Origin of the sequence: Streptomyces sp. BK022 (assembly GCF_004217355.1) — a bacterium.
In the GTDB taxonomy this organism is placed as follows: Bacteria; Actinomycetota; Actinomycetes; order Streptomycetales; family Streptomycetaceae; genus Streptomyces; species Streptomyces griseoluteus.
Map to the genome: position 1 here is coordinate 1,030,106 of NZ_SHKU01000002.1, position 24,413 is coordinate 1,054,518.

Annotated in this window: 18 protein-coding genes and 2 pseudogenes; 13 read left to right on the forward strand and 7 right to left on the reverse strand. The window is 72.2% G+C overall.

The window, feature by feature from the left end; genetic code table 11:
- Nucleotides 1-8: 8 nt before the first annotated feature.
- Nucleotides 9-2,855 (reverse strand): tetratricopeptide repeat protein, encoded by a 2,847-nt coding sequence (locus EV284_RS10820; RefSeq protein WP_130332656.1) that lies wholly within the window; start codon nt 2,853-2,855, stop codon nt 9-11.
- The gene (locus EV284_RS10825) at nt 2,852-4,690 is read right to left on the reverse strand and encodes an HSP90 family protein (protein WP_130332658.1); all 1,839 of its coding nucleotides are present in this window, start codon (nt 4,688-4,690) and stop codon (nt 2,852-2,854) included. Before EV284_RS10825 ends, EV284_RS10820 begins: the two co-directional genes overlap by 4 nt.
- A gap of 193 nt (nt 4,691-4,883) precedes the next feature.
- Here EV284_RS10825 and recG point away from each other — a divergent pair, with 193 nt between their 5' ends.
- The 8 genes and pseudogenes from recG to mutM all read left to right on the forward strand — a co-directional run bounded on the left by recG (nt 4,884) and on the right by mutM (nt 12,281).
- The gene (recG, locus tag EV284_RS10830) at nt 4,884-7,085 is read left to right on the forward strand and encodes an ATP-dependent DNA helicase RecG (protein WP_130332660.1); all 2,202 of its coding nucleotides are present in this window, start codon (nt 4,884-4,886) and stop codon (nt 7,083-7,085) included.
- A gap of 118 nt (nt 7,086-7,203) precedes the next feature.
- Nucleotides 7,204-7,794, forward strand: a pseudogene (gene rsmD, locus EV284_RS10835) (16S rRNA (guanine(966)-N(2))-methyltransferase RsmD); the annotation flags it as partial.
- A 26-nt stretch (nt 7,795-7,820) separates the two neighbouring features.
- Nucleotides 7,821-8,300, forward strand: coding sequence for a pantetheine-phosphate adenylyltransferase (gene coaD, locus EV284_RS10840; RefSeq protein WP_030808495.1), 480 nt, complete (start codon nt 7,821-7,823; stop codon nt 8,298-8,300).
- A 118-nt stretch (nt 8,301-8,418) separates the two neighbouring features.
- Entirely contained in the window at nt 8,419-9,519 is a 1,101-nt protein-coding gene (locus EV284_RS10845) for a cell division initiation protein (RefSeq protein WP_130333027.1), read from the forward strand.
- Nucleotides 9,520-9,652: 133 nt separating this feature from the next.
- Entirely contained in the window at nt 9,653-10,306 is a 654-nt protein-coding gene (locus tag EV284_RS10850; protein ID WP_086695411.1) for a DUF177 domain-containing protein, read from the forward strand.
- 2 nt (nt 10,307-10,308) lie between these two features.
- Nucleotides 10,309-10,482, forward strand: coding sequence for a 50S ribosomal protein L32 (rpmF, locus tag EV284_RS10855; RefSeq protein ID WP_003951102.1), 174 nt, complete (start codon nt 10,309-10,311; stop codon nt 10,480-10,482).
- 7 nt (nt 10,483-10,489) lie between these two features.
- The gene (rnc, locus tag EV284_RS10860; protein WP_207228994.1) at nt 10,490-11,338 is read left to right on the forward strand and encodes a ribonuclease III; all 849 of its coding nucleotides are present in this window, start codon (nt 10,490-10,492) and stop codon (nt 11,336-11,338) included.
- Nucleotides 11,339-11,420: 82 nt separating this feature from the next.
- Nucleotides 11,421-12,281 carry a bifunctional DNA-formamidopyrimidine glycosylase/DNA-(apurinic or apyrimidinic site) lyase gene (gene mutM / locus EV284_RS10865; RefSeq protein ID WP_130332664.1) on the forward strand — a complete coding sequence of 287 codons (861 nt, stop codon included), beginning with the start codon at nt 11,421-11,423 and terminating at the stop codon, nt 12,279-12,281.
- Here mutM and EV284_RS10870 read toward each other — a convergent pair.
- From EV284_RS10870 to EV284_RS10880, 3 genes and pseudogenes are all read right to left on the reverse strand, one after another.
- Nucleotides 12,254-12,655: a helix-turn-helix domain-containing protein gene (locus EV284_RS10870; protein ID WP_130332666.1), complete on the reverse strand. Its 402-nt coding sequence runs from the start codon at nt 12,653-12,655 to the stop codon at nt 12,254-12,256. The genes mutM and EV284_RS10870 overlap by 28 nt on opposite strands.
- Before the next feature lie 338 nt (nt 12,656-12,993).
- A pseudogene (locus EV284_RS33680) lies at nt 12,994-13,077 on the reverse strand (replication initiator); the annotation flags it as partial.
- Nucleotides 13,078-13,127: 50 nt separating this feature from the next.
- Nucleotides 13,128-14,168, reverse strand: coding sequence for a CAP domain-containing protein (locus EV284_RS10880; protein ID WP_130332670.1), 1,041 nt, complete (start codon nt 14,166-14,168; stop codon nt 13,128-13,130).
- 179 nt (nt 14,169-14,347) lie between these two features.
- Between EV284_RS10880 and EV284_RS10885 the strand changes: the two genes are divergently transcribed.
- From EV284_RS10885 to EV284_RS10905, 4 genes are all read left to right on the forward strand, one after another.
- Nucleotides 14,348-14,629 carry an acylphosphatase gene (locus tag EV284_RS10885; RefSeq protein ID WP_130332672.1) on the forward strand — a complete coding sequence of 94 codons (282 nt, stop codon included), beginning with the start codon at nt 14,348-14,350 and terminating at the stop codon, nt 14,627-14,629.
- A 380-nt stretch (nt 14,630-15,009) separates the two neighbouring features.
- The gene (locus tag EV284_RS10895) at nt 15,010-15,213 is read left to right on the forward strand and encodes a hypothetical protein (protein WP_030808525.1); all 204 of its coding nucleotides are present in this window, start codon (nt 15,010-15,012) and stop codon (nt 15,211-15,213) included.
- A 221-nt stretch (nt 15,214-15,434) separates the two neighbouring features.
- Complete coding sequence (smc, locus tag EV284_RS10900; protein ID WP_130332674.1) at nt 15,435-18,998, forward strand: chromosome segregation protein SMC; 3,564 nt, start codon at nt 15,435-15,437, stop codon at nt 18,996-18,998.
- Nucleotides 18,999-19,224: 226 nt separating this feature from the next.
- Nucleotides 19,225-20,643 carry a sugar porter family MFS transporter gene (locus EV284_RS10905; protein WP_130332676.1) on the forward strand — a complete coding sequence of 473 codons (1,419 nt, stop codon included), beginning with the start codon at nt 19,225-19,227 and terminating at the stop codon, nt 20,641-20,643.
- A gap of 119 nt (nt 20,644-20,762) precedes the next feature.
- Here EV284_RS10905 and EV284_RS10910 read toward each other — a convergent pair whose 3' ends face one another.
- A complete protein-coding gene (locus EV284_RS10910; RefSeq protein WP_130332678.1) occupies nt 20,763-21,410 on the reverse strand; it encodes a LysE family translocator in 648 nt (215 codons plus the stop codon).
- Nucleotides 21,411-21,540: 130 nt separating this feature from the next.
- Nucleotides 21,541-22,992, reverse strand: coding sequence for a cytosine permease (locus EV284_RS10915; RefSeq protein ID WP_130332680.1), 1,452 nt, complete (start codon nt 22,990-22,992; stop codon nt 21,541-21,543).
- Nucleotides 22,993-23,172: 180 nt separating this feature from the next.
- Between EV284_RS10915 and ftsY the strand changes: the two genes are divergently transcribed.
- Nucleotides 23,173-24,378, forward strand: a complete 1,206-nt coding sequence (ftsY, locus tag EV284_RS10920; protein WP_130332682.1) for a signal recognition particle-docking protein FtsY — start codon at nt 23,173-23,175, stop codon at nt 24,376-24,378.
- Nucleotides 24,379-24,413: the final 35 nt, after the last annotated feature.

Below are 24,413 nucleotides of genomic sequence, written 5' to 3' on the forward strand. Positions count from 1 at the left end.
GGCCCGGGTCACTCTCCGTTCAGCAGGCGGGACGCCGCCCCGCGCCGGAGGCGGACCGTTTCGTCCGCGGCGTCGGCGCCCTCGTAGGCCGCGAGGACGGCACGCGCGCGTGCCCGCGCCTCGGCCGTGCGCCCCAGCTCGGCCTCCAGCGCGGCGGCGGCCAGTTCGGCGCCGGTGCGGCCGTGCAGGCCGTCCGCGCCGAGAGCGGCGAACAGCGCGGCCGCACGCTCCAGCTCCGCCACCGCCTCCTCCCGCTCCTGTGCCACCGTGGCCAGCAGTTCGCCGAACTGGCGGTGCGTGTGCGCGAGTTCGGTGGTCAGCCGGGCCTCCTCAAGGGGGTCGTCCGCCCCCGCCAGCGCCTTGCCGCACACCCGTGACGCCCGCGCCATCAGCGCCCTCGCGCCCGGCACCCCCGCCTCCAGCCGGGGCGCCAGCCAGGCGCGGGCCCGCAGCGCGCGCACGGTGAAGTACGGGTTCCCCAGCGCCTCCCACAGCTCGCCCGCCCGTACGTACGCCCGGTCCGCCTCCGCTGGGAGGTCCGCCTCGGCCAGGGACTCCCCGGCCAGGTGGGCCAGCGTGGCGTGGTCCTCCTGCTCCGGCCAGTGCTCGGCGATGCCGGCCGCCAGCAGCCGGTGCTCGGCCGCCTGGCGGTGCTCGCCCAGCTCGCTCAGGCAGTCCCCGAGCCACCAGCGGGTCTGCACCAGCGCGCCGTCCCCGTGCACCTCGGCCGACAGCTCCTCGAGCGCCGACTCCAGCACCTCGGCCGCCTCCGTCCAGCGCCCCTGGCGCAGCAGCAGCCCGCCCAGCAGGTGCCGCCCCCAGGCGCCGAAGGTGCCGCTCTCGCCCGCCTCGTCCGCCCAGTGCGCGGCCTGGAGGGCATGCCCGGCCGCCTCCTCGGTGCCGCCCCGCGCCCCGATCAGCTCCGCGAGCTGAAGATGGAGCTGGGCCCGCCCGGTCGGCTCCAGGCACGCCCCGCCGTGCTCCAGCGCCGACCGCAGCGCCCGCTCGGCCTCGGCCGGCTCCCCGAGGTGCTGGGACAGCGCGCCCACCCGCGCCTCGTACTCCACGGCGAACCAGGGCAGCCCGGCGCCCGTGTACTCGGCCGCCGCCCGCCGGAACAGGTCGGCCGCGCGCGCCAGGTCCCCGCCCAGCTCGGCCAGTTCCGCCAGCATGGCCCGCGCCTCCGCCCCGCGCGCCACCAGCCGTACGTCGTCCCCGGTACGGCCGCCGACGAACGCCAGCACCTCCCGCGCGGCCCGCTCCGCCTCCCGCGCCGGGGCGCCCTCGTGCACGCGGCGCATCAGTACGCGGGCCCGGCTGATCAGCACTCCGGCCGTCTGCCGGGGGCCGGTCGCCTCCTCGGCGTACAGCGCGAGGACCTCGTCGTACAGCCCGTCGACCGTCCTGCGGGCCGCCTCCGTGTCACCGGTCAGGGCGCGTACGTACGCTCCACGCGCGCGTGCGGCGAGGGCCTCGCCGGGGTCGCCCGCTTGCGCGTACAGCGCGGCGGCCTCCTCGAAGAGCGGAATGCCGTCGGGGCCGTGGACCATCGCCTCGTTGTCGGCCAGCTCGGCACGCGCGCGTGCGTCGAGGTCGGCGGCGTCGGCGGCCAGGGCGAGGGCCGCCCATGCCTGCGGGGCGTCCGGCTGGAGGGTCTCCGAGAGCCGCCGCGCCCGCGCCAGCAGCTCGGGCACCGCCGGCTCCTCGGCCGGGACCTCCGCGGGCGCGGCAGGCGGTGCCGGAGCCGTCCGCACGCCCAGCGGGAGGCGCTCCACCAAGGGCTTCGCCGCCATCGTGGCGCGGGTCAGGTCACCGAGGTGCGAGGTGCCGTTGCGCGCGTCGAACCGCGCCGCCAGCTCCAGCGCCGCCCCGCGCGCGTGCCCGGCCAGCTCCCGCGCCGTCCACGTCCGCCCGGCCGGACCCGGCACCTCCCGGCCGCCCAGGCCCAGCGCGGTCAGCCGGTCCATCACCAGCGTCACCACGGCCAGGAACTCCAGCAGGCTGCGCGGATGCCCGGTGTCCGTGAAGTACGCGGGCCGCTCCGCCAGCAGCTCCAGCGCGCGTTCCTCGTTCCCGCTCAGCGCGCAGAACTCCACATGGGCGGCGTACGCGTCCCGCATGCTCTCCATGGGCCGCACCAGCCGGATGCCCCGCAGATGATGGGCGCGCGCCTCCTCCACCCGGCCCAGCCGCAGCAGCGGCACCAGTGAGCGGGCCAGTACTCCGTGCGGCTCGTGCGCACAGGTGAACTCGCCCTCCAGCACCGGCGCCCACAGCTCCAGCGCCTCCGCGTCCCGCCCCGACCCCGCCTGCCAGCCGCCCTGCCCGCCCAGCTCGCAGGCGTGGCAGTCGGCCATGTCGTCCCGGTCGGCGGCCAGCCACGCGCGGTACGCCCGCTCCGCCCGCGCCCGGTCCCCGATGTGCGAGGCGATGCCGAACTCGGCCGCGCGGACCGCCCGTTCGGAGTACCCGGCGAGCCGGTAACGGCGCTCCATCTCGCCGAGCCAGTTCTCCACCGACGCCAGCGGGATGTGCGGCTGGCCCAGCATGCCCGCGGTCACCCACTTGAACGCCCAGTGCAGCGCGTGCGCCTCGTCGGCGTCGAAGTCGTCGGGACGCTCGTCCCACATCCGCAGCAGCCGTGCGAACGGCACGAAGACCCGGTCCTTCTCCGAGCTGTAGCTGTAGACCTTCACCTGATGGCCGAGCGCCTCGATCACCGCGAGCGGGATGTCCAGCTTCTCGGCCTCGGTGAGGAGTTCCTCCGCGCGCGCGTTGCGCGCCGGGCCCTCCGGCCGCTCCGCGTTCTCCGCCATGGCCTCGCGCAGCGCCTCGAAGTCCCTGATCCGGCTCATCGTCCCTCGCCCTCTTTGAGCGTCGCCCGCTCCAGCAGTCCGGCGAACGCCCGGTTCACGAGCGCCGAGTCGGCCGGCCGCAGCGGGCGGTGCGCCAGCAGCAGCGCCTGCCCGTACAGCGCCTCGGCCGCCGTGCCCGTCAGCTCCGGGTCGGTCAGCGAACCGACCCGCCTCACCAGCGGGTTGAGGTGGTTCAGCACCAGCCGGGCGCGTGGCGCGGTGCCGCGCAGCGAGCCCAGGATGCCCGCCCACAGGTCGTCGGCCCGCTCCTCCGCGTCCGCCCGCGCCCGCTCGTGCCGCGCCGACCGGTCGTCCAGATGCAGCGCGGGCACCGACACCGGGTGGAACGCCCGCAGCACCACGTCGCAGTCCAGCGGATCGAGCCTGGTCCGCGCGGCCGCCAGGAAGCCGGAGAACGCCAGCTCCGCCGCGGGGTCCACCGAGTCCAGATGCGCGGTCACCGTGTCCGCGTCCAGTTCCGCGACCACCGTGCCCGGCCGCACCGACGGCAGCGCCTCCACCAGCTCCGCGTCGTAGGTGTAGCCCCCGTTCACCACCCCGACGCCCTGCGCGGCGGCGATCGGCGCGACCTGGCGGAACTCCTCCACACTCCGGGTGAAGTGCACCACCGGGTGCCGTCGGGCGAACTCCTCCAGCGACAGCTCCCCGTCACTGGTCTCGAACGGCAGCCACGGCAGCATGACCCGCAGCATCCCGCCGTCGTGCCGGGCCAGTGCCCGCACCCCGAGATGGTGTACGCCCAGGAACGCCGACAGCCGCTCCGGGTCACCCGCCGCGAGGCCCGTCAGCCAGTCCCGCACCCGCTCGCCCAGCGCCTCGCGCACCCCGGCCAGCGTCTCGTCCTCGTACAGCGCCTCACGCGAGGCGGTGGGCCGCAGCGAGTCCGTGTCCAGCACACAGCGGACGAAGAACGCCCAGTCGGGCAGGAGCTGTTCGGCGCGCTCGGTGAGCAGCATGCCCTTCAGGTGCACCCGGTGTGTGGCCCGCTGCGCCGGGCTCACCGCCGAGGGGAGGACGTACGCCACCCCGCGCACCCCGGCCAGCGGCACGTCCAACGTGATCGCGTCCAGCGGGGTGAAGCCGAACAGCTCCCGGCAGTGCGCCTCCAGCCCCGCCCGCCGCTCCACCCGGCTCGGCCAGGGGCGGTCCCAGGGCGCGGGGAGGTCGGTGACCGGCTCGTCGTCCACCCGGACGTCGTACGGCAGCAGCGAGCCGAAGTCCCGCGCCAGGGTGCGCACCCGCGCGGGCGCCAGCCACTCGCCGGCACCCGGCCGCGCCACCAGGTGCACGGTCGTGCCCGGCTCCGGACGGGCCGAGTCCGGCAGGGTGCGCACGGTGTACGAACCGTCGTCCGCGGCCGTCCACTCCACCGGCGGGGCGCCGGGCGTACGGGCGCTGCGGCTGACCACGCGGATGCGCTCGGCGACCACGAAGCAGGCCAGCAGACCGATGCCGAACCGGCCGAGGAACCCGGAGCGGGTCTCCTCGAGCCCCTCGGCCCGCTTGGAGCTGCGGCCGATGGTCGCCAGCAGGGTGTGCACGTCCGCCTCGGTGAGCCCGATGCCGCTGTCCTCCACCCTGAGCCCGCCCCGCCCGTCCGGGAACAGCCGCACCCGCGCCGGGGCGCCGGGCTCCGCCGACCGCCGGGCGGTGACCGCGTCCACGGCGTTCTGGAGCAGCTCGCGCAGGTAGACCCTGGGACTGGAGTACAGGTGCTGGGAGAGCAGGTCCACCAGACCGCGCAGGTCGACCTGGAAGGTGTGCGGAGGGGCGGCCTCGGGGGCCGGGGATGACTGGGAGGTCTGGGAGTCCATCGTCACGGCGCCGGTGGGGGAGCTTCGCGCGGCGCGGGGTCGGGCGGTCGGGTGCCGTGGGGGCGGTGACCGCGGGGGATGGCCGGAGGCGCGTCATCCTAGGCGCGAAGGCCCGAGCTGACCAGGTACTTCGGGGATCCCGCCGGGACCGGTCGGAGTCACCTGTACGGGGATGTCGGTGGTGTGGTGTGCAATGGATCTCGTGCCCGCACTGCGAGAACCCCTGAAGAAGGTGCTCGGTCCCGCCACCGCGAAGGTGATGGCCGAGAACCTCGGCCTGCACACCGTCGGCGACCTTCTGCACCACTACCCCCGCAGATACGAGGAGCGCGGCCAGCTCACCCACCTCGCCGACCTGCCCATGGACGAGCACGTCACCGTGGTCGCCCAGGTCGCCGACGCCCGGCTGCACACCTTCGCCTCCTCGCGCGCCCCCCGGGGCAAGGGCCAGCGGCTCGAGGTCACCATCACCGACGGCAGCGGCCGCCTCCAACTGGTCTTCTTCGGCAACGGCGTGCACAAACCGCACAAGGAACTGCTGCCCGGCACCCGCGCGATGTTCTCCGGCAAGGTCTCCGTCTTCAACCGCCGCCTCCAACTCGCGCACCCGGCATACGCATTGCTCGACAAGGACGCCGAGGACGGCGACGAGGCCGCCGAGAGCTGGGCGGGCTCCCTGATCCCGATCTACCCCGCCACCGCCAAACTGGAGTCCTGGAAGATCGGCAAGGCGGTGCAGACCGTGCTGCCCAGCGTCCAGGAGGCCGTCGACCCGCTCCCCGGGTCCCTGCGCGAGGGGCGTGGCCTGGTCGAGCTGCCCGAGGCCCTGGTCAAGATCCACCGCCCCGCCACCAAGGCCGACATCGCCGACGCCCGCGCGCGCCTGAAGTGGGACGAGGCGTTCGTCCTCCAGGTCGCCCTGGCCCGCCGCCGCTACGCCGACACCCAGCTCCCCGCCGTGCCGCGCCGCCCCCTCGACGACGGCCTCCTCACCGCCTTCGACGCCCGCCTCCCCTTCACCCTCACCGAGGGCCAGCAGCGCGTCTCCGCCGAGATCTTCACCGACCTCGCCACCTCCCACCCGATGCACCGGCTGCTCCAGGGTGAGGTGGGCAGTGGGAAGACCATGGTGGCCCTGCGCGCCATGCTCGCCGTGGTCGACGCCGGAGGGCAGGCGGCCATGCTCGCGCCCACCGAGGTGCTGGCTCAGCAGCATCACCGGTCGGTCACCGAGATGATGGGGGAGCTGGCCGAGGGGGGCATGCTGGGCGGGTCGGAGCACGGGACCAAGGTGGTGCTGCTGACCGGGTCGATGGGGGCTGCCGCGCGCAGGCAGGCGCTGCTGGACATCGTCACCGGTGAGGCGGGGATCGTCATCGGCACCCACGCGCTCATCGAGGACAAGGTCCAGTTCCACGACCTCGGCCTGGTCGTCGTGGACGAACAGCACCGCTTCGGCGTCGAGCAGCGCGACGCCCTGCGCGGCAAGGGCAAGCAGCCCCCGCACCTGCTCGTCATGACGGCCACCCCGATCCCGCGCACGGTCGCGATGACGGTCTTCGGCGACCTGGAGACCTCGGTCCTCGACCAGCTCCCGGCCGGCCGCTCCCCGATCGCCACCCATGTCGTCCCGGCCGCCGACAAGCCCCACTTCCTCGCCCGCGCCTGGGAACGCGTCCGCGAGGAGGCCGAGAACGGCCACCAGGCCTACGTCGTCTGCCCCCGCATCGGCGACGAGGACGAGAGCGCCGCCGAGAAGAAGGCCGCCGAGGGCGACAAACGGCCCCCGCTCGCCGTGCTCGACATCGCCGACCAGCTCGCCCGCGGCCCGCTCCAGGGCCTCAAGGTCGAGGTGCTGCACGGCAGGATGCACCCCGACGACAAGGACGCCGTGATGCGCCGCTTCGCCGCCGGCGAGACGGACGTCCTGGTCGCCACCACGGTCATCGAGGTCGGCGTCAACGTCCCCAACGCCACCGCGATGGTCATCATGGACGCCGACCGCTTCGGCGTCTCCCAGCTCCACCAGCTGCGCGGGCGCGTCGGCCGCGGCTCGGCCCCCGGCCTCTGCCTCCTGGTCAGCGAGATGCCCGAGGCGAGCCCGGCCCGCCAGCGCCTGGGCGCCGTCGCCTCCACCCTCGACGGCTTCGAACTCTCCCGTATCGACCTCGAACAACGCCGCGAGGGCGACGTCCTCGGCCAGGCCCAGTCCGGCGCCCGCACCAGCCTGCGCGTCCTGGAGGTGATCGAGGACGAGGAGATCATCGCGGAGGCACGAGAGGAAGCGTCCGCGTTGGTGGCGGCGGACCCGGAGCTGGAGCGCCTCCCCGGCCTGCGTACAGCCCTGGAGGCCCTGTTGGACGAGGAGAGAGAGCAGTACCTGGAAAAGGGCTGAAGCGTCCTTCCCGCAAGGGGACCGCGCGGGAAGGCCGAAGACGGCCTGCACCCGCCGGCGCACCACCACACACCCCACCACCTGCGAAAATAGAAGAACCCCAAGAAGAAGGACCGCTCACATGACCCGCGTGATCGCCGGTACGGCAGGCGGACGGCGCCTCTCCGTGCCGCCCGGCACAGGAACCCGCCCCACTTCCGACCGCGCACGCGAAGCCCTCTTCTCCACCTGGCAATCCCTCCTCGGAACCCCCCTGAACGGCGAACGGGTCCTGGACCTCTACGCCGGCTCCGGCGCGGTCGGCCTGGAGGCACTGAGCCGCGGCGCGGCGCACGCCCTCCTCGTGGAGGCCGACGCCCGCGCCGCGCGAACCATCCGCGACAACGTCCGCGCCCTGGGCCTCCCCGGCGCCGAAGTGAAGGCGGGCAAAGCGGAACAAGTCATCCGTACCGCACCCCCCGCCGCCCCCTACGACCTGGTCTTCCTCGACCCCCCGTACGCCGTCTCGGACGACGATCTCCGCGAGATCCTCCTCACACTCCGCTCCGGGGGCTGGCTGACCGGCGAAGCCCTCGTCACCGTGGAGCGCAGCACCAGAGGGGGCACCTTCCACTGGCCGGAGGGGTTCGAGCCGATCCGGTCCCGTCGCTACGGCGAGGGAACGTTTTGGTACGGTCGCGCCGCCTCACCGTGCGAAGACGCACGATGACCGGACCCGAGAGCGAGGGATCTCCCGTGCGCCGCGCCGTCTGTCCCGGATCGTTCGACCCGATCACCAACGGACACCTCGACATCATCGCCCGCGCCTCCCGCCTGTACGACGAGGTGTTCGTCGCGGTGATGATCAACACCTCCAAGAAGGGCCTGTTCGACGTCGACGAGCGGATCGGCCTGATCCGCGAGGTCACCGCCGAGTACGCCAACGTCCGCGTCGAGGCCCACCACGGCCTCCTCGTCGACTTCTGCAAGGACCGCGACATCCCCGCCATCGTCAAGGGCCTGCGCGCGGTGAGCGACTTCGACTACGAGCTCCAGATGGCCCAGATGAACAACGGCCTCACCGGTGTCGAGACGCTGTTCGTGCCCACCAACCCCACCTACAGCTTCCTCTCCTCCTCCCTGGTCAAGGAGGTCGCGGCCTGGGGCGGCGACGTCTCCCACCTGGTGCCCCCGCAGGTGCTCGCGGCGCTCGGCGACCGGCTCCGGAAGGACTGACGCCCAGGGGGCGCGACCGGACGAGGTGACAACGCGTCACCCGGTGTCCGACCGCCGCCCCATGGCCGTACAGTCGTCCCGTCCGTCTCCAACACAGCAGTAGAGAGTGGCGAGCCAGGTGGACGTCCAGAAGAAGCTCGACGAGATCGTCTCGGCGGTCTCCGGTGCCCGGTCGATGCCCATGTCGGCCTCCTGCGTGGTCAACCGCGCGGAACTGCTCGCGCTGCTCGAAGAGGTCCGCCAGGCGCTGCCCGGCTCCCTCGAGCAGGCCCAGGAGCTGATCGGGGGCCGCGAGCAGATGGTCGAGCAGGCCCGCCAGGAGGCCGAGCGGATCATCGAGACCGCGCACGCCGAGCGCGGCAGCCTGATCGCCGGCACCGAGGTCGCCCGCCACTCCCAGGCCGAGGCCGACCGCATCCTGGCCGAGGCCCGCGCCGAGGCCGAGCAGGTCCGCGCGGACGCCGACGACTACGTCGACTCCAAGCTCGCCAACTTCGAGGTCGTCCTCACCAAGACCCTCGGCTCGGTCGGCCGCGGCCGGGAGAAGCTGCTCGGCACCGGCCCCGGCCTGGACGAGCACGGCTACGAGGACGAGGACGCCCCCGAGCGCAGCCAGGACCCGGAGACCCTGCGCCACGACGCGGACGCCTACGTCGACGTCAAGCTCGGCGCCTTCGAAGCGGTGCTCGCCAAGACCCTGGAGGCCGTCCACCGCGGCCGGCAGAAGCTGCACGGCCGGATCGCCACCGACGACCTGAGTGCCCTCGCGGACGACACCACGACCTTCCAGCACTCCAGCGACGCCGACTACCTGGCCGACCTCGCCGCCCTCGCCGACGTCCCGCCCGCCCCGGCGCAGCGCGCCCCCGCGGCCCCGGCGCCCGCCCGGGAACCGGCGTACGAGCCGCAGGAGGCGTACGGCTACCAGCAGCCCGACGCCTACCCGGCGGCCTACCCCCCGCAGCCCGGCTACGCCCCCCAGGAGGCGTACGGCTACCAGCAGGACCCGTACGCGGCCCCCAACGGCTACGCCCCGCAGGCCGAGGGCGCCTTCCACGGCTACGACGCCCAGCAGGCGCCCTACGACCCGAACCAGCAGCAGGGCCGGCCGCAGGGGCAGGACCAGCAGGACTACGCGCTGGACGAGACCAGCCTCTTCGACACCGGCATGATCAGCGCGGAGCAGCTCCGCGCGTACGAACAGGGCCGCGGGCTGTAGCCGCTCGGGGACCCGATTGGGCCCTGAGCGAAAGGTCCAGTATCCTGGCTGTTCGGTCGCGTGTATCCCCGCGATCCGCGCTGCCCGGAACACCGTCGGGCCGCGTCCCTCCTAGCCCGGACCGAAAGCAGGAATGGCTTCCAACGCACGCCTCGACCACCGCAACCCCCTCGTGATCGACACCCACGAGCTGGGCCGGCGGCCTGGTGCGATGCAGCGCCTGACCCGCGAGGTCGACGCCCCCCGGGACCTCGGTATCGAGGGTGTCGTCGGAGTGCCGGAAGGCGCTCCGCTCGAGCTGGACCTCCGCCTGGAGTCGGTCATGGAAGGGGTGCTTGTCACAGGCACCGCCCGTGCATCGGCCAAGGGGGAGTGCGTAAGGTGTCTGGAGCCGGTCGGGCTGGAGCTCGAAGCGGACTTCCAGGAAATGTTCTCGTACCCTGACGCCGACGACCGTGGCCGCGTGATCGCGGAACCGGGCGACGACGCCGAGGATGACGAGGACAGGCAGTACATCGAGGACGGCTTGATCGACCTCGAACCGCTGCTGCGGGATGCGGTGGTGCTCGCACTGCCGATGCAGCCGGTGTGCCAGGACGACTGTCAGGGCCTGTGTTCCGAATGTGGAGCGCGGCTCACGGACGACCCGGACCACCACCACGACGCCGTCGACATCCGTTGGGCGGCATTGCAGGGACTCGCCGACACCATGTCGGACGGCGAGAAGGACGAGATGAGCGGCGACGTGCCTCGATCCGCACGTGCCGACGAGAAGCAGGAGAAGTAGCCGTGGCTGTTCCGAAGCGGAAGATGTCGCGCAGCAACACGCGCCACCGCCGGTCGCAGTGGAAGGCTGCGGTCCCCACCCTGGTTGCGTGCGAGCGCTGCCACGAGCCCAAGCAGCAGCACATCGCGTGCCCGTCTTGCGGCACCTACAACAAGCGCCAGGTCCTCGAGGTCTGAGCGGCCGGTGAGAGGCACTGTGTCCACTGCCAAGAAGGTGGAAGACGCCGAAGCCAACGCTTCCCGCCGACGCGGGAACGGCAAGGCGGAGAACATGGCCTCGTCCCACACGCTTCTGGAAGGGCGGCTCGGCTATCACGTCGAGTCCGCCCTTCTGGTGCGTGCGCTGACCCACCGTTCCTACGCGTACGAGAACGGCGGCCTGCCGACGAACGAGCGGCTGGAGTTCCTCGGGGACTCCGTGCTCGGTCTCGTCGTCACGGACACGCTGTACCGCATCCACCCCGACCTGCCCGAAGGCCAGCTGGCCAAGCTGCGGGCCGCGGTGGTCAACTCACGTGCGCTGGCGGAGGTCGGCCGTGGCCTCGACCTGGGTTCCTTCATCCGGCTCGGCCGTGGTGAAGAGGGCACGGGCGGCCGGGACAAGGCGTCCATCCTCGCCGACACCCTGGAAGCGGTGATCGGCGCGGTCTATCTCGATCAGGGCCTCGACGCGGCGTCCGAGCTGGTCCACCGGCTCTTCGACCCGCTGATCGAGAAGTCCTCGAACCTCGGAGCCGGCCTGGACTGGAAGACCAGTCTCCAGGAGCTCACCGCGATCGAGGGGCTCGGCGTGCCCGAGTACCTGGTCACGGAGACCGGTCCCGACCACGAGAAGACCTTCACTGCTGCTGCCCGCGTCGGGGGCGTCTCGTACGGCACCGGCACCGGCCGCAGCAAGAAGGAGGCGGAGCAGCAGGCCGCCGAGTCCGCCTGGCGGGCCATCAAGGCCGCCGCGGACGAGCGCGCCAAGGCGGCGAAGGCCGTCGAGGCCGAGGCCGCCCCGGACGACGCACCGTCGTCCGCCACCGCCTGACCGAGCACATCCCGAGCGCCCGTCCCCGTCCGTCGGGGGCGGGCGCTCGGTTCTTCCCAACGGTTCCCACAGGGGGTTGTCGATGCCCGAGTTGCCCGAGGTCGAGGTTGTCCGGCGGGGGCTGGAGCGGTGGGTCGGCGGGCGCACCGTCGCCGAGGCCGAGGTGCTGCATCCGCGCGCGGTGCGCCGGCACCTGGCGGGGGCCGACGACTTCGCGCACCGGCTGAAGGGGCACCGGTTCGGGACGCCCAGCCGGCGCGGCAAGTACCTGTGGCTGCCGCTCGCGGACACCGGGCAGTCCGTCCTCGCCCACCTCGGGATGAGCGGGCAGCTGCTGGTGCAGCCGCACGCGGCGCCGGACGAGAAGCACCTGCGGGTACGGGTCCGGTTCGCCGACGAGCTGGACACCGAGCTGCGTTTCGTGGACCAGCGCACCTTCGGCGGGCTCTCACTGCACGACAACACCGCCGAGGGCCTGCCCGACGTGATCGCGCACATCGCGCGCGACCCGCTGGACCCGGTCTTCGACGACGAGGTGTTCCACCAGGCCCTGCGGCGCAAGCGCACGACGATCAAGCGGGCCCTGCTGGACCAGTCGCTGATCAGCGGCGTCGGCAACATCTACGCGGACGAGGCGCTGTGGCGCTCCCGCCTGCACTACGAGCGGCCCACGGCCACCTTCACCCGTCCGGTCACCGCCGAACTCCTCGGCCACGTACGGGACGTGATGAACGCGGCCCTCGCGGTCGGCGGCACCAGCTTCGACAGCCTGTACGTCAACGTCAACGGGGAGTCCGGCTACTTCGACCGCTCCCTGGACGCCTACGGCCGCGAGGGCCTGCCCTGCCGCCGCTGCGGTACGCCGATGCTGCGGCGCCCGTGGATGAACCGGTCCAGCTACTTCTGCCCCAAGTGTCAGCGGGCGCCACGCGTCTCGTCGTAGCGGGAGCGGGCGGCGAGAACCTCGTCCATGGCGCCCTCCACGCAGTGGATGAGCGCGAGCAGCCGCTCCGCGACCCGGCGGCCCAGGTCGGTGAGCCGGTAGTCCACGCGGGGCGGATTGACCGGCTGCGCCTCCCGGTGCACCAGCCCGTCCCGCTCCAGCGCCTGGAGCGTCTGGGACAGCATCTTCTCGCTGACCCCGTCCACCCGCCGCCGCAGCTCGTTGAACCGCAAGGACCCCTCGTACAACGCCCCCAGCGCCAGCCCGCCCCACCGGCCGGTCACATGCTCCAGCGTCCCCCGCGACGGACAGGCCCTGGCGTACACGTCGAACCCGCACTCCGCGCCCGCCGACTCCTGAATGCTCCCGCTCATACCGCCAGGGTAGGCGAGGCATGCGCTAACCACCAGGTTGCACTAACTATGGGTTAGTGGATGTGCCACCCTCGGACGGGCCAGAGACGGCCCAGCGTCGGCCCCCCCCGCCGGGGGCTGACCCTCGGCAGCCGGTATCTTCTGGACCGCGGCGGTCCCTGGCGAGGATGCCTTGCTCCTCCGGCTGGCGCCTTCTCATCGGAGGCGGACATCGGGCACGGTGTCGTGGAAGCGCGGAAGTCAGGGACCGACCGCGCCGCGTGAGCAATCGTGAAAACCGTCGCGGCAGCGATGTCACCGTGGGTTCAGATCCCACCGCCTCGCCGCCTCCGCACGATGCGGGTCAGGTGGTAGGTGTCCCCGGCGTAAGTCCGTGCGCAGGCCGGGCAGCGAGAGGCGCGGCGGTTGCCGCAGGCGACCCGCCAGCTGCTCCCGGCCGTCCGCGACCACCCCCGCGTGACCTGCGGCTTTGTCAGTAGCCGAAGTCCTGCGTCCACCAAGGGCCGCCGGGGGCCAGGTGGACGCCCACGCCGAGGGTCTTGAAGTCGCAGTTGAGGATGTTGGCCCGGTGGCCGGGGCTCTTCATCCAGGCGTCCATGACGGCGGCGGCGTCGGACTGGCCGCGGGCTATGTTCTCGCCGCCGAGGCCCGTTATCCCGGCCTTGGCGGCGCGGTCCCAGGGGGTGGCGCCGTCGGGGTCGGTGTGGTCGAAGAAGTCGCGGGCGGCCATGTCGCCGCTGAACGCCTCGGCGAGCCCGGTGAGCGCCGAGTTGGCCGCGACCGGGGTGCAACCGACCTTCGCCCGCTCGACGTTGACCAGCCGCAGTACCTCCGCCTCGGCGGCCGCCTGCGCGGACACCGTGACCGGCGCGGAGGTCTCGGGGGCCTTCGGCTCGGGGGCCGGAGCCTTGGTCTGCGACTCGGTCGGCTCGGGGTCGGGCTTGGGGTCCGCGGCCGGCTTGGACGGGGCCGGCTTGGCGGGTGCCGGGGCCTGCGAGGTGGGGGCCGACGCGGGGGCGGACGGGGCCGGGGACGCCGGGGTCGTGCTCTGCCGGCCGCCGGTGGAGGGGGAGCCGGGGGCGCTCGGGCTGTCCGCGCTGCCGGAGGCACCGCCCTGCTCGCTGGCCGCGTTGCCGGGGGCGCCGACCGCCTGCACGGTCTCGCCGGGACCGCTGCTGGTGCCGCCGCCGAGCCGGTAGTTCTGCAGACCGGGCACCGCGCCGGTGGCGACGGCCGCCGTGCCGAGGGCGACGGCGGCGGAGACGCCCAGCAGGCCCGTACGTACCGGGGTGGCGGCCTTCCTGGCGCGCCGGTGGCCGCGCTGCTTCGAGCCGACCGTCGCGGCGAAGTCGGCCTCCAGGGCCCGGCGCTCGTCGTCGGTGGCGTACAGGTAGTCCGTGCTGCGGGCTGCGGTCGCCGCGTAGGCCTGCGGCCGCTGGTACGACGCGGTGCCCCTCGTTTCGTACGACTCCGGCCCCGTGGTCCCGGTGCCGGATCGTCGATGGCGTCCCATGCCCTGCCCCATTCCTCGTTCTCGCGGTCGGCCGACGCCGGGTTGCGGCGGATTCCCCCCGGCCGATCCAACTCACTCGTTCGAGTGAGTTTCAGATGAGAGTCATTGGACCGGGACGGTACCGCATGCCACTGGGGCGGAGTGTGCCTCGCGGGACATCAGGCGGTTAGGTTGCAGCCATGAGTGAGGAAGTACGGCTGGTGGCCTGGGTGCGCGGACAGGTCCAGGGAGTGGGTTTCCGCTGGTTCACGCGTGCCAGGGCGCTGGAGATCGGCGGGCTGAGTGGTTTTGCTCTCAATCTGGCCGACGGACGGGTCCAAGTGGTCGCCGAGGGGCCCCGCGACGGCTGTGCGGGACTGCTCGACTGGCTCCAGGGCGCCGACACGCCCGGACGGGTCGACGGTGTCACCGAGATCTGGGACACACCTCGCGGCGGATACGACGGTTTCGCCATTCGCTGACCCGGCACCCCCGGCACCCCTTCGAACCCTCTCCGTGAGGGTGCCGCACGGGGGTCCCGGAGCGGAAAGAGGCTGGTGGTTGCCAAGGACGGCTCCACGTGGCAGGCTCCCGAGGTACAGCTGATCGCCACGCCCCGAGGGCCCCGTACAAGCAGCAGCACCGCCGTCCACCGGCCGTGCGCCGCGGGTTCGCCCCCCAATACGGGGTGTGATCGTGTTGACCGTCAAACTTTTTGGTGAGACGCTGAAAGCCCCGCGCATCTTGGCTGTTTGGCATGGCGAACGGCAGTGCAACACCAGCGTGTGCCAGGCATGCCGGGTGCGAATCCCTCACGACCCAACCGCTTCGGTCGGTCACTCAGTGCGGAGGACCATCCATCATGGCAAAGGCGCTTCTCGGTTACGTCGGCGGCTCCGACCCGCGACTCCTCGCCGAGATGCGACGGCTCCAGCAGCGCGTACAGGATCTGGAATCCGAGCTGACTCGGATCCAGTCGGAGAACGACGCGCTGACGGCTGCCGCTTCTCAGGACAGGATCATGGAGAGCATCGACGCACACCAGGCGGAGCCTGCGCTCACCTGATCGCTGCGTCGCTCCACGACAGCAGTCGCTTCAAGCAGACCCGGACGGCGAGGCCCGCCTGTCCGAGTCCATAGGGACGCCTCGGCGTCCCTCAGTTCTTTCCCCCGCGCATCCTTTCAGCCTCTTCAACAAATGGTGTGCCCTTCGTGCACTTGGGCGAAACCGTGGGGTTGCGAGTGTTCATGGAGTGAGATACCGCCTGCCCGGTAAAGTCCGGATGCGTGCATCTCAAGGCCCTGACCCTCCGCGGCTTCAAGTCGTTCGCCTCCGCGACCACGCTCCGCTTCGAGCCGGGCATCACATGCGTCGTGGGCCCGAACGGCTCGGGCAAGTCCAACGTCGTGGACGCGCTGAGCTGGGTCATGGGCGAGCAGGGCGCGAAGTCGCTGCGTGGCGGCAAGATGGAGGACGTCATCTTCGCCGGCACCACCGGCCGTCCGCCGCTGGGCCGCGCCGAGGTGTCCCTCACCATCGACAACTCCGACCGCGCGCTGCCCATCGAGTACGCCGAGGTCACCATCACGCGGATCATGTTCCGCAACGGCGGCAGCGAGTACCAGATCAACGGCGACACCTGCCGTCTGCTGGACATCCAGGAACTCCTCTCCGACTCCGGCATCGGCCGCGAGATGCACGTCATCGTCGGACAGGGGCAGCTCGACTCCGTACTGCACGCCGACCCCATGGGCCGGCGTGCCTTCATCGAGGAGGCCGCGGGCGTCCTCAAGCACCGCAAGCGCAAGGAGAAGGCGCTGCGGAAGCTGGACGCGATGAAGGCCAACCTGGCGCGCGTGCAGGACCTCACCGACGAGCTCCGGCGCCAGCTGAAGCCGCTCGGCCGCCAGGCCGCCGTCGCCCGCCGCGCCGCCGTCATCCAGGCCGACCTGCGCGACGCCCGCCTCCGCCTCCTCGCCGACGACCTCGTGACGCTCCGCCAGGCGCTCGGCGCCGAGATCGCCGACGAGACCGCGCTGAAGGAACGCAAGGACACGGCCGAACGCGAACTGCGCCAGGCCCTCCAGCGCGAGGCGCACCTCGAGGACGAGGTACGCCGGCTCGCGCCCCGCCTCCAGCGCGCCCAGCAGACCTTCTACGAGCTGTCGCAGCTGGCCGAGCGGGTACGCGGCACCGTCTCGCTCGCCGAGGCCCGCGTCCGCAGCGCCACCTCCGCGCCCCCCGAGGAACGGCGCGGCCGCGAGCCCGAGGACCTGGAGCGCGAGGCCGCCCGCGTCCGCGAGCAGGAGGCCGAGCTGGAAGCCGCCCTCGAGGCGGCCCGGCACGCCCTCGACGACACCGTGGCCCACCGCGCGGAACTCGAACGGGCGCTCACCGCCGAGGAACGGCGCCTGAAGGACGTCGCGCGGGCCATCGCCGACCGCCGAGAGGGGCTCGCCCGGCTGTCCGGCCAGGTCGGAGCCGCCCGCTCCCGCGCCGCCTCCGCCCAGGCCGAGATCGACCGCCTCGCCGCCGGCCGCGACGAGGCCCGCGACCGCGCGGTCCACGCCCAGGAGGAGTACGAGGTCCTCAAGGCCGAGGTCGACGGTCTCGACGCGGACGACGCCGACCTCGCGGCACGGCACGAGGCGGCCAGGCAGCGGCTCACCGAGGCGGAGGCCGCGCTCGGAGCCGCCCGCGACGCCGCCACCGGCGCCGAACGCGAACGGGCCGCGCTGCGCGCCCGGCACGACGCCCTCGCCCCGGGTCTGCGCCGCAAGGACGGCACCGGCGCCCTCCTCGCCGCCCGCGACCGCCTCACCGGCATCCTCGGCTCCGCCGCCGAACTCCTCACCGTCACCCCCGGCCACGAAGCAGCCCTCGCCGCAGCCCTCGCCGCCTCCGCCGACGCCCTGGCCGTCACGACTCCCAGCGCGGCCGCCGAAGCGATCCGCCACCTCCACAAGGAGGAGGCCGGCCGGGCGTCACTGCTGGTCGCGGGGGGTTCGGGGCCGGGTGACGGGGGTACTCCCGCTCCCGCCCCCGGTGGCCACCCCTTCGCTGCCGACCTCGTACGGGCCCCCCTCGATCTGCTGCCCGCCGTCAGGCGGCTGCTGCGGAGGGTCGTCGTGGTGGGGACGCTGGAGGAGGCGGAAGCGGTGGTGTACGCGCGGCCCGAGCTGGTGGCGGTGACCGCCGAGGGGGATCTGCTCGGGGCGCACTTCGCGCAGGGGGGTTCGGCCGGGGCGCCCAGTCTGCTGGAGGTGCGGGCGGCCGTGGACGAGGCGGCCGGCGCGCTGGCGGAGCTGGCCGTGCGCTGCGAGGAGTCGGGTCGCGCGCAGGAGGAGGCGGCCGGGGTGCGGGCCGCGGCCGCCTCCCTTGTGGAGGAGCTGGGGGAGCGGCGGCGGGCCGCCGACCGGGAGAAGTCGGCCGTCGCCCAGCAGCTCGGGCGGCTCGCCGGGCAGGCGCGCGGGGCAGCGGGCGAGGCCGAGCGGTCCGCGGCGGCCGCCGAGCGGGCACAGGAGGCGCTGGAGCGGGCCGTCGCCGAGGCGGAGGAACTGGCCGAGCGACTGGCCGTCGCCGAGGAGATGCCGGCCGAGGAGGAGCCGGACACCTCCGTACGCGACCGGCTCTCCGCCGACGGGGCCAACGCGCGGCAGACCGAGATGGAGGCGCGCCTCCAGGTCCGTACGCACGAGGAACGGGTCAAGGGGCTCGCCGGGCGGGCCGACTCGCTGGACCGGGCCGCCCGCGCGGAGCGGGAGGCACGCGCGCGTGCGGAGCGGCGGCGGGCCCGGCTGCGCCACGAGGCGGCGGTCGCCGGGGCGGTCGCGGACGGTGCCCGGCAACTGCTGGCCCACATCGAGGTCTCCCTGGACCGCTCCCGGCGCGAGCGCGACGCCGCCGAGGCCGCGAAGGGCGTACGAGAGCGGGAGCTGGCAGAGGCGCGCGATACGGGACGCGAACTCAAGGCGGAACTCGACAAGTTGACGGACTCGGTGCACCGGGGCGAGGTGCTCGGCGCGGAGAAGCGGCTGCGGATCGAGCAGCTGGAGGCCAGGGCGCTGGACGAACTCGGGGTCGAGCCGGAGGGACTCGTCGCGGAGTACGGCCCCCTCCAGCCGGTGCCGCCCTCGCTCCCCGCGGAGGGTGAGGAGCTGCCGGAGGACCCCGGGCACCCCCGTAACCAGCCGCGTCCCTTCCACCGCGCGGAGCAGGAGAGGCGGCTGAAGACGGCCGAGCGGGCCCACCAGCAGCTCGGCAAGGTGAATCCGCTGGCGCTGGAGGAGTTTGCGGCGCTGGAAGAGCGGCACAAGTTCCTCAGTGAGCAACTGGAGGACCTGAAGAAGACGCGGGCGGATCTGCTGAGGGTGGTGAAGGAGGTCGATGAGCGGGTCGAGCAGGTCTTCACCGAGGCGTTCCGGGACACCGCCCGGGAGTTCGAGGGCGTCTTCTCCCGGCTCTTCCCCGGCGGGGAGGGGCGGCTGGTGCTGACCGACCCGGACGACATGCTGGCCACGGGAGTGGACGTGGAGGCGCGGCCGCCGGGGAAGAAGGTGAAGCGGCTGAGCCTGCTCTCGGGCGGGGAGCGGTCGCTGACGGCCGTCGCCATGCTGGTGGCGATCTTCAAGGCCCGCCCCAGCCCGTTCTACGTCATGGACGAGGTCGAGGCGGCCCTGGACGACACCAACCTCCAGCGGCTGATCGGGATCATGCGGGAGCTGCAGGAGAGTTCGCAGCTCGTCGTGATCACGCACCAGAAGCGCACCATGGAGGTGGCCGACGCGTTGTACGGCGTCTCGATGCAGGGTGACGGTGTGTCGAAGGTCATCTCGCAGCGGCTGCGCTAGCCGGTCTTTCAAGATCAAATACGTGTGCGTTTACTTCTTGAACGACTTCCGCGCGCACGTATCTCTTACGTCACAGCCATCCAGGTATTGACTTCGAAACTTGAAGGCATATTCTCTGCAACGTTGCTTTTACCTTCAGGTGTAAGTGGCGCCAAGGTGTGCGCCACTGGAACCTGGAAGGGCTCGCCCCCACCCGGCAGCGTTGCCGTGGCCCGAGGAGTTACACGTGACCAGCACAGCGCAGGCACCCCAGCCAGGAGCCGGGACGGCTCACCCCGAACATCTCGGGCACGTCATCTTCATCGCGGCCGCCGCCGCGATGGGCGGTTTCCTGTTCGGCTACGACAGCTCCGTCATCAACGGCGCCGTCGAGGCCATCCGGGACCGCTACGACGTGGGCTCCGCCGCCCTCGCCCAGGTCATCGCCATCGCGCTCATCGGCTGCGCCATCGGTGCCGCCACCGCCGGCCGCATAGCCGACCGGATCGGCCGTATCCGCTGCATGCAGATCGCCGCCGTCCTCTTCACCATCAGCGCGGTGGGCTCCGCCCTTCCGTTCGCGCTGTGGGACCTCGCCTTCTGGCGCATCATCGGCGGTTTCGCCATCGGTATGGCCTCGGTCATCGGCCCGGCCTACATCGCCGAGGTCGCCCCGCCGGCCTACCGCGGGCGGCTCGGCTCCTTCCAGCAGGCCGCGATCGTCATCGGCATCGCCGTCTCGCAGCTCGTCAACTGGGGCCTGCTGAACGCCGCCGGCGGCGACCAGCGCGGCAAGCTGATGGGCCTCGAGGTCTGGCAGGTCATGCTGGGTGTCATGGTGGTCCCGGCCGTCCTCTACGGCCTGCTCTCCTTCGCGATCCCCGAGTCCCCCCGCTTCCTGATCTCCGTCGGCAAGCGTGAGCGCGCCCGCCAGGTCCTGGGCGAGGTCGAGGGCAACGGTGTCAACCTCGACGCGCGGGTCAACGAGATCGAGCGCGCGATGAAGTCCGAGCACAAGTCGTCCTTCAAGGACCTGCTCGGCGGCAGCTTCTTCTTCAAGCCGATCGTCTGGGTGGGTATCGGCCTCTCCGTCTTCCAGCAGTTCGTCGGCATCAACGTCGCGTTCTACTACTCCTCCACGCTGTGGCAGTCGGTCGGTGTCGACCCGACGGACTCCTTCCTGTACTCCTTCACGACGTCGATCATCAACATCATCGGCACCGTGATCGCCATGATCTTCGTGGACCGGATCGGCCGTAAGCCCCTGGCCCTCATCGGCTCGGTCGGCATGGTCGTCGGACTGGCGCTGGAAGCCTGGGCGTTCTCGTACCACCTCGTCGACGGCAAGCTGCCCGCCACGCAGGGCTGGGTCGCGCTCGTCGCCGCGCACCTCTTCGTCCTCTTCTTCGCCCTCTCCTGGGGCGTGGTGGTCTGGGTCTTCCTCGGCGAGATGTTCCCGAACCGGATCCGCGCCGCCGCGCTCGGTGTCGCCGCGTCCGCGCAGTGGATCGCCAACTGGGCCATCACCGCGAGCTTCCCGTCGCTGGCCGACTGGAACCTCTCCGGCACCTACGTGATCTACACGGTCTTCGCCGCGCTCTCCATCCCGTTCGTCCTGAAGTTCGTCAAGGAGACGAAGGGCAAGACCCTGGAAGAGATGGGCTGACCGCCCCCCCTGGACCCGAGGAGAAGGGCCAAGTCCCCGCTGCCCCTCTCCTCGCACCTCCACCGCCCCCGCTCCGGCCACTGCCTGGAGCGGGGGCGGTGTTGTGTCCGCCGGCCGTGCTAGTCGGCGCGCCCGGTGACGGCGACCGCCGCGCCGAGGCCGATCATGGCGAGTCCCCCGGTGCCGCCGATCAGGGCCGTCCGCCGGGGAGACCGGCTCAGCCAGTCACGCGCGGTGGAGGCGGTCAGCCCCCAGATCCCGTCGGAGAGCAGCTGCAACAGAGCGCCGGACAGGCCGAGGAGCAGCATCTGGACGCCGACGTGACCGGCCTCGCGGTCGACGAACTGCGGAAGCACCGCGGTCAGGAAGACCACGCTCTTCGGGTTCGTCACCCCGACCACGAACCCGGCCCGGACCGAGCCCTTGAGGCCACCGCCTGCCGACGGCGCGAGGGGAGCCGTCGGCACCCCCCGGTTCCGCCAGCTCACCCGGAGCGCCTTCGCCCCCAGAAAGACCAGGTAGGCGGCCCCGGCCAGCTTGATCGCGTCGAACAGCAGAACCGACCTCGCGACCACTTCCCCGACCCCGAGGGCGACGGCCATGACCAGCACATAGCCACCGAGGGCGTTGCCCAGCACGGAAGCCAGCGCTGTCCCCCGCCCGTGGGCCAGGGCGCGTCCGACGACGAACAGCACGCTCGGGCCGGGGACGGCGGACAGCATCAAGGACATGAGGCAGAAGGCGATCAGGTGATGACTGTTGACCATGAGCCGATCCTCCTCGGAGACTCCCGCTCCCCGCCAGACCACCTTTCGACCTGGGTACAAAGACCCCTGGGCACAGAGACCTGGGTACGAAAAGGGCCCCCTCCGTGGAGGGGGCCCTTTTGGGGTGCGGTCAGACCGTCGCCGGGATCTGCTCCTCGGCCGGGGCGGCGGCGGGGGCCTGCGCGGGAACCCGCGGCTTCGGCAGGGCCAGGTACAGCGCGGCCGAGACGAGAATCGCCGCGACCCAGCCCAAGCCGTACTCACCGACCGGGTTGTTCCTCGCCAGCGGGCCGGTGAACCAGTCCGACGTGGTGAAGAGGAGGCCGAAGACCAGGCCGATGGCCCAGGAGGCGACCGCGGCGGGGGAGAAGCCCGCGCGGTACCAGTAGGCGCTGGTGCGGGTCGTGTCGGCCAGGGCGCGGGGGTCGTACTCCTTGCGGCGGAGCATGTCCGCGCCGAAGACGCCGGTCCAGGCGGAGAAGGCGACCGCGAGCATGGAGAGGAAGGCGATGAAGGAGCCCATGAAGCTGGACGCCACGAGCATCAGCACACCACCCAGCGCCAGCGAGATCACCGCGTTCACGGAGACCGCCCAGTGGCGCGGAATCCGGAAGCCGAGGGTCTGCGCGGTGAAGCCGGCCGAGTACATCGACATCGAGTTGATCAGCAGCATGCCGACCACCGCGATGAGCAGATACGGCACGGCGATCCACAGCGGCAGGATCGTGCCGAGGAAGGACACCGGGTCGGAGGCCGAGGCCAGATCCGGCGTGGCCACCGCCATCACCGCGCCCATCAGCACCAGCGGCAGGACGACGATGCCCGCCCCGCCGACGGTCTGCCCGACGATCGCCCGCGAGGAAGCCGTACGCGGCAGATAGCGGGTGAAGTCCGGCGCGGACGGGATCCAGCTCACCCCGCCGGCGGCGATCATGCCGATCGCGGTGATCAGCGAGGCCGTCGACCCCGCACCGCCGTGCAGGACGCGCGACCAGTCGGTGTGCACGGCCAGGTACGCCAGCACCAGCACCGAGAAGACGCCGAAGAGATACGTCGCGTACTTGCTGCACTTCTGCACCGCGCTGATCCCGAGCCCGGAGATCACGAACGTGGCGATCACGAAGAGCAGCAGCGTGACCATGTCCAGCACGCCGTTGGCCTTGATGCCCAGCGCGAGGTCCAGGATGGTGAGCAGCGCGTACGCGCCGGTCACCGCGTTGATCGTCTCCCAGCCCCAGCGCGCGACCCAGATCAGCGAGCCGGGCAGCAGATTGCCGCGCTGGCCGAAGACCGCCCGCGACAGCGCCATCCCCGGCGCCGCGCCCCGCTTGCCGGCGATCCCGATCAGCCCGACCAGGCCGTAGGAGACGACGGGAGCGACGGCCGCGACCACGAGGGCCTGCCAGAAGTTGAGGTGGTACGCCACGACCAGGCTCGCGCCCATCGTGAGCAGCAGGACGCTGATGTTGGCCCCCACCCAGGTGGGGAAGAGCCCGCGGGTGCGCGCGGTGCGTTCGTCATCGGGGACCGGCTCGATGCCACGGGTTTCCAGCGCGCCCTCGCGCGCGGCCGTCTTGCTCATGGAGGGGAGGTGTCCTAGCGGTGGGGGACGAGGACGACGGGCTCGACGCGCGGGGCGGAGCCGAGAGTCATCGTAGTTTAATCCGACTCCACTACCCCTGTGGCATTTGTCTCCTGGAGGAAATGCCAGGAGCGTGGAAGCCCTTTCGTCGGATACCCCATGGCCGATACTGGTCGGGTTATGGAAACCATCATCCTTGCTGTAGTCATCGCCGTGGTCGTGCTCGGCGCGCTCGGCGGGCTCCTCATCACCAGCAGGCTCAAGAAGCCGCTGCCGCCGCCCCCGCCGTCGAAGCCCGACCTGACCGCGCCCCCGGCCGAACCGCACGTCGGTGACGAGGCCGAGACCCCGCGCGACGAAGAACGCCGGACCATCGAGGAGGTGGACCTGCCGGGCGGCGGTGCCCCCACCACCGTCGAGGAGCCTCCGGCCGCCGAGAAGGCTCCCGAGATCGAGATCCCGGAGCCCAGCGCCGGACGTCTGATCCGGCTGCGCTCCCGTCTCTCCCGCTCCCAGAACGCCCTCGGCAAGGGCCTGCTCACGCTGCTCTCGCGCGAGCACCTGGACGACGACACGTGGGAGGAGATCGAGGACACCCTCCTCACCGCCGACGTCGGCGTCCGGCCCACCCAGGAACTGGTCGAGCGGCTGCGCGAGCGCGTCAAGGTGCTCGGCACCCGCACCCCCGAGGAACTGCGCGGCCTGCTCCGCGAGGAGCTGCTCAAGCTCGTCGGCACGGACATGGACCGCGAGGTCAAGACCGAGCCCGAGGGCCGCAGGCCCGGCATCGTGATGGTCGTTGGCGTCAACGGCACCGGCAAGACCACCACCACCGGCAAGCTCGCCCGCGTCCTGGTCGCCGACGGCCGCAGCGTCGTCCTCGGTGCCGCCGACACCTTCCGCGCCGCCGCCGCCGACCAGCTCCAGACCTGGGGCGAGCGCGTCGGCGCCTACACCGTGCGCGGTCCGGAGGCCGGTGACCCCGCCTCCGTCGCCTTCGACGCGGTGAAGGAGGGCAAGGAGATGGGCGTCGACGTGGTGCTCATCGACACCGCCGGCCGTCTGCACACCAAGACCGGCCTCATGGACGAGCTGGGCAAGGTCAAGCGGGTCGTGGAGAAGCACGCCCCGCTGGACGAGGTGCTGCTCGTGCTCGACGCCACCACCGGCCAGAACGGCCTGGTGCAGGCCCGCGTCTTCGCCGAGGTCGTGGACATCACCGGCATCGTGCTCACCAAGCTCGACGGCACCGCCAAGGGCGGCATCGTCATCGCGGTGCAGAACGAGCTGGGCGTCCCGGTCAAGCTCATCGGCCTCGGTGAGGGCCCCGACGACCTGGCGCCGTTCGACCCGGAGGCGTTCGTCGACGCGCTCCTCGGTGACTGACCCCCGTCACCCCGCCCGCGACCACGCCGAAGCGC

Bases quoted from the DNA above. Each gene is read 5' to 3' on its own strand.
- EV284_RS10820 (WP_130332656.1), bottom strand. From the start codon at position 2,855: ATGAGCCGGATCAGGGACTTCGAGGCGCTGCGCGAGGCCATGGCGGAG.
- EV284_RS10825 (WP_130332658.1), bottom strand. From the start codon at position 4,690: ATGGACTCCCAGACCTCCCAGTCATCCCCGGCCCCCGAGGCCGCCCCT.
- recG (WP_130332660.1), top strand. From the start codon at position 4,884: ATGGATCTCGTGCCCGCACTGCGAGAACCCCTGAAGAAGGTGCTCGGT.
- EV284_RS10850 (WP_086695411.1), top strand. From the start codon at position 9,653: ATGGCTTCCAACGCACGCCTCGACCACCGCAACCCCCTCGTGATCGAC.
- mutM (WP_130332664.1), top strand. From the start codon at position 11,421: ATGCCCGAGTTGCCCGAGGTCGAGGTTGTCCGGCGGGGGCTGGAGCGG.
- EV284_RS10870 (WP_130332666.1), bottom strand. From the start codon at position 12,655: ATGAGCGGGAGCATTCAGGAGTCGGCGGGCGCGGAGTGCGGGTTCGAC.
- EV284_RS10880 (WP_130332670.1), bottom strand. From the start codon at position 14,168: ATGGGACGCCATCGACGATCCGGCACCGGGACCACGGGGCCGGAGTCG.
- EV284_RS10885 (WP_130332672.1), top strand. From the start codon at position 14,348: ATGAGTGAGGAAGTACGGCTGGTGGCCTGGGTGCGCGGACAGGTCCAG.
- EV284_RS10895 (WP_030808525.1), top strand. From the start codon at position 15,010: ATGGCAAAGGCGCTTCTCGGTTACGTCGGCGGCTCCGACCCGCGACTC.
- EV284_RS10910 (WP_130332678.1), bottom strand. From the start codon at position 21,410: ATGGTCAACAGTCATCACCTGATCGCCTTCTGCCTCATGTCCTTGATG.
- EV284_RS10915 (WP_130332680.1), bottom strand. From the start codon at position 22,992: ATGAGCAAGACGGCCGCGCGCGAGGGCGCGCTGGAAACCCGTGGCATC.
- ftsY (WP_130332682.1), top strand. From the start codon at position 23,173: ATGGAAACCATCATCCTTGCTGTAGTCATCGCCGTGGTCGTGCTCGGC.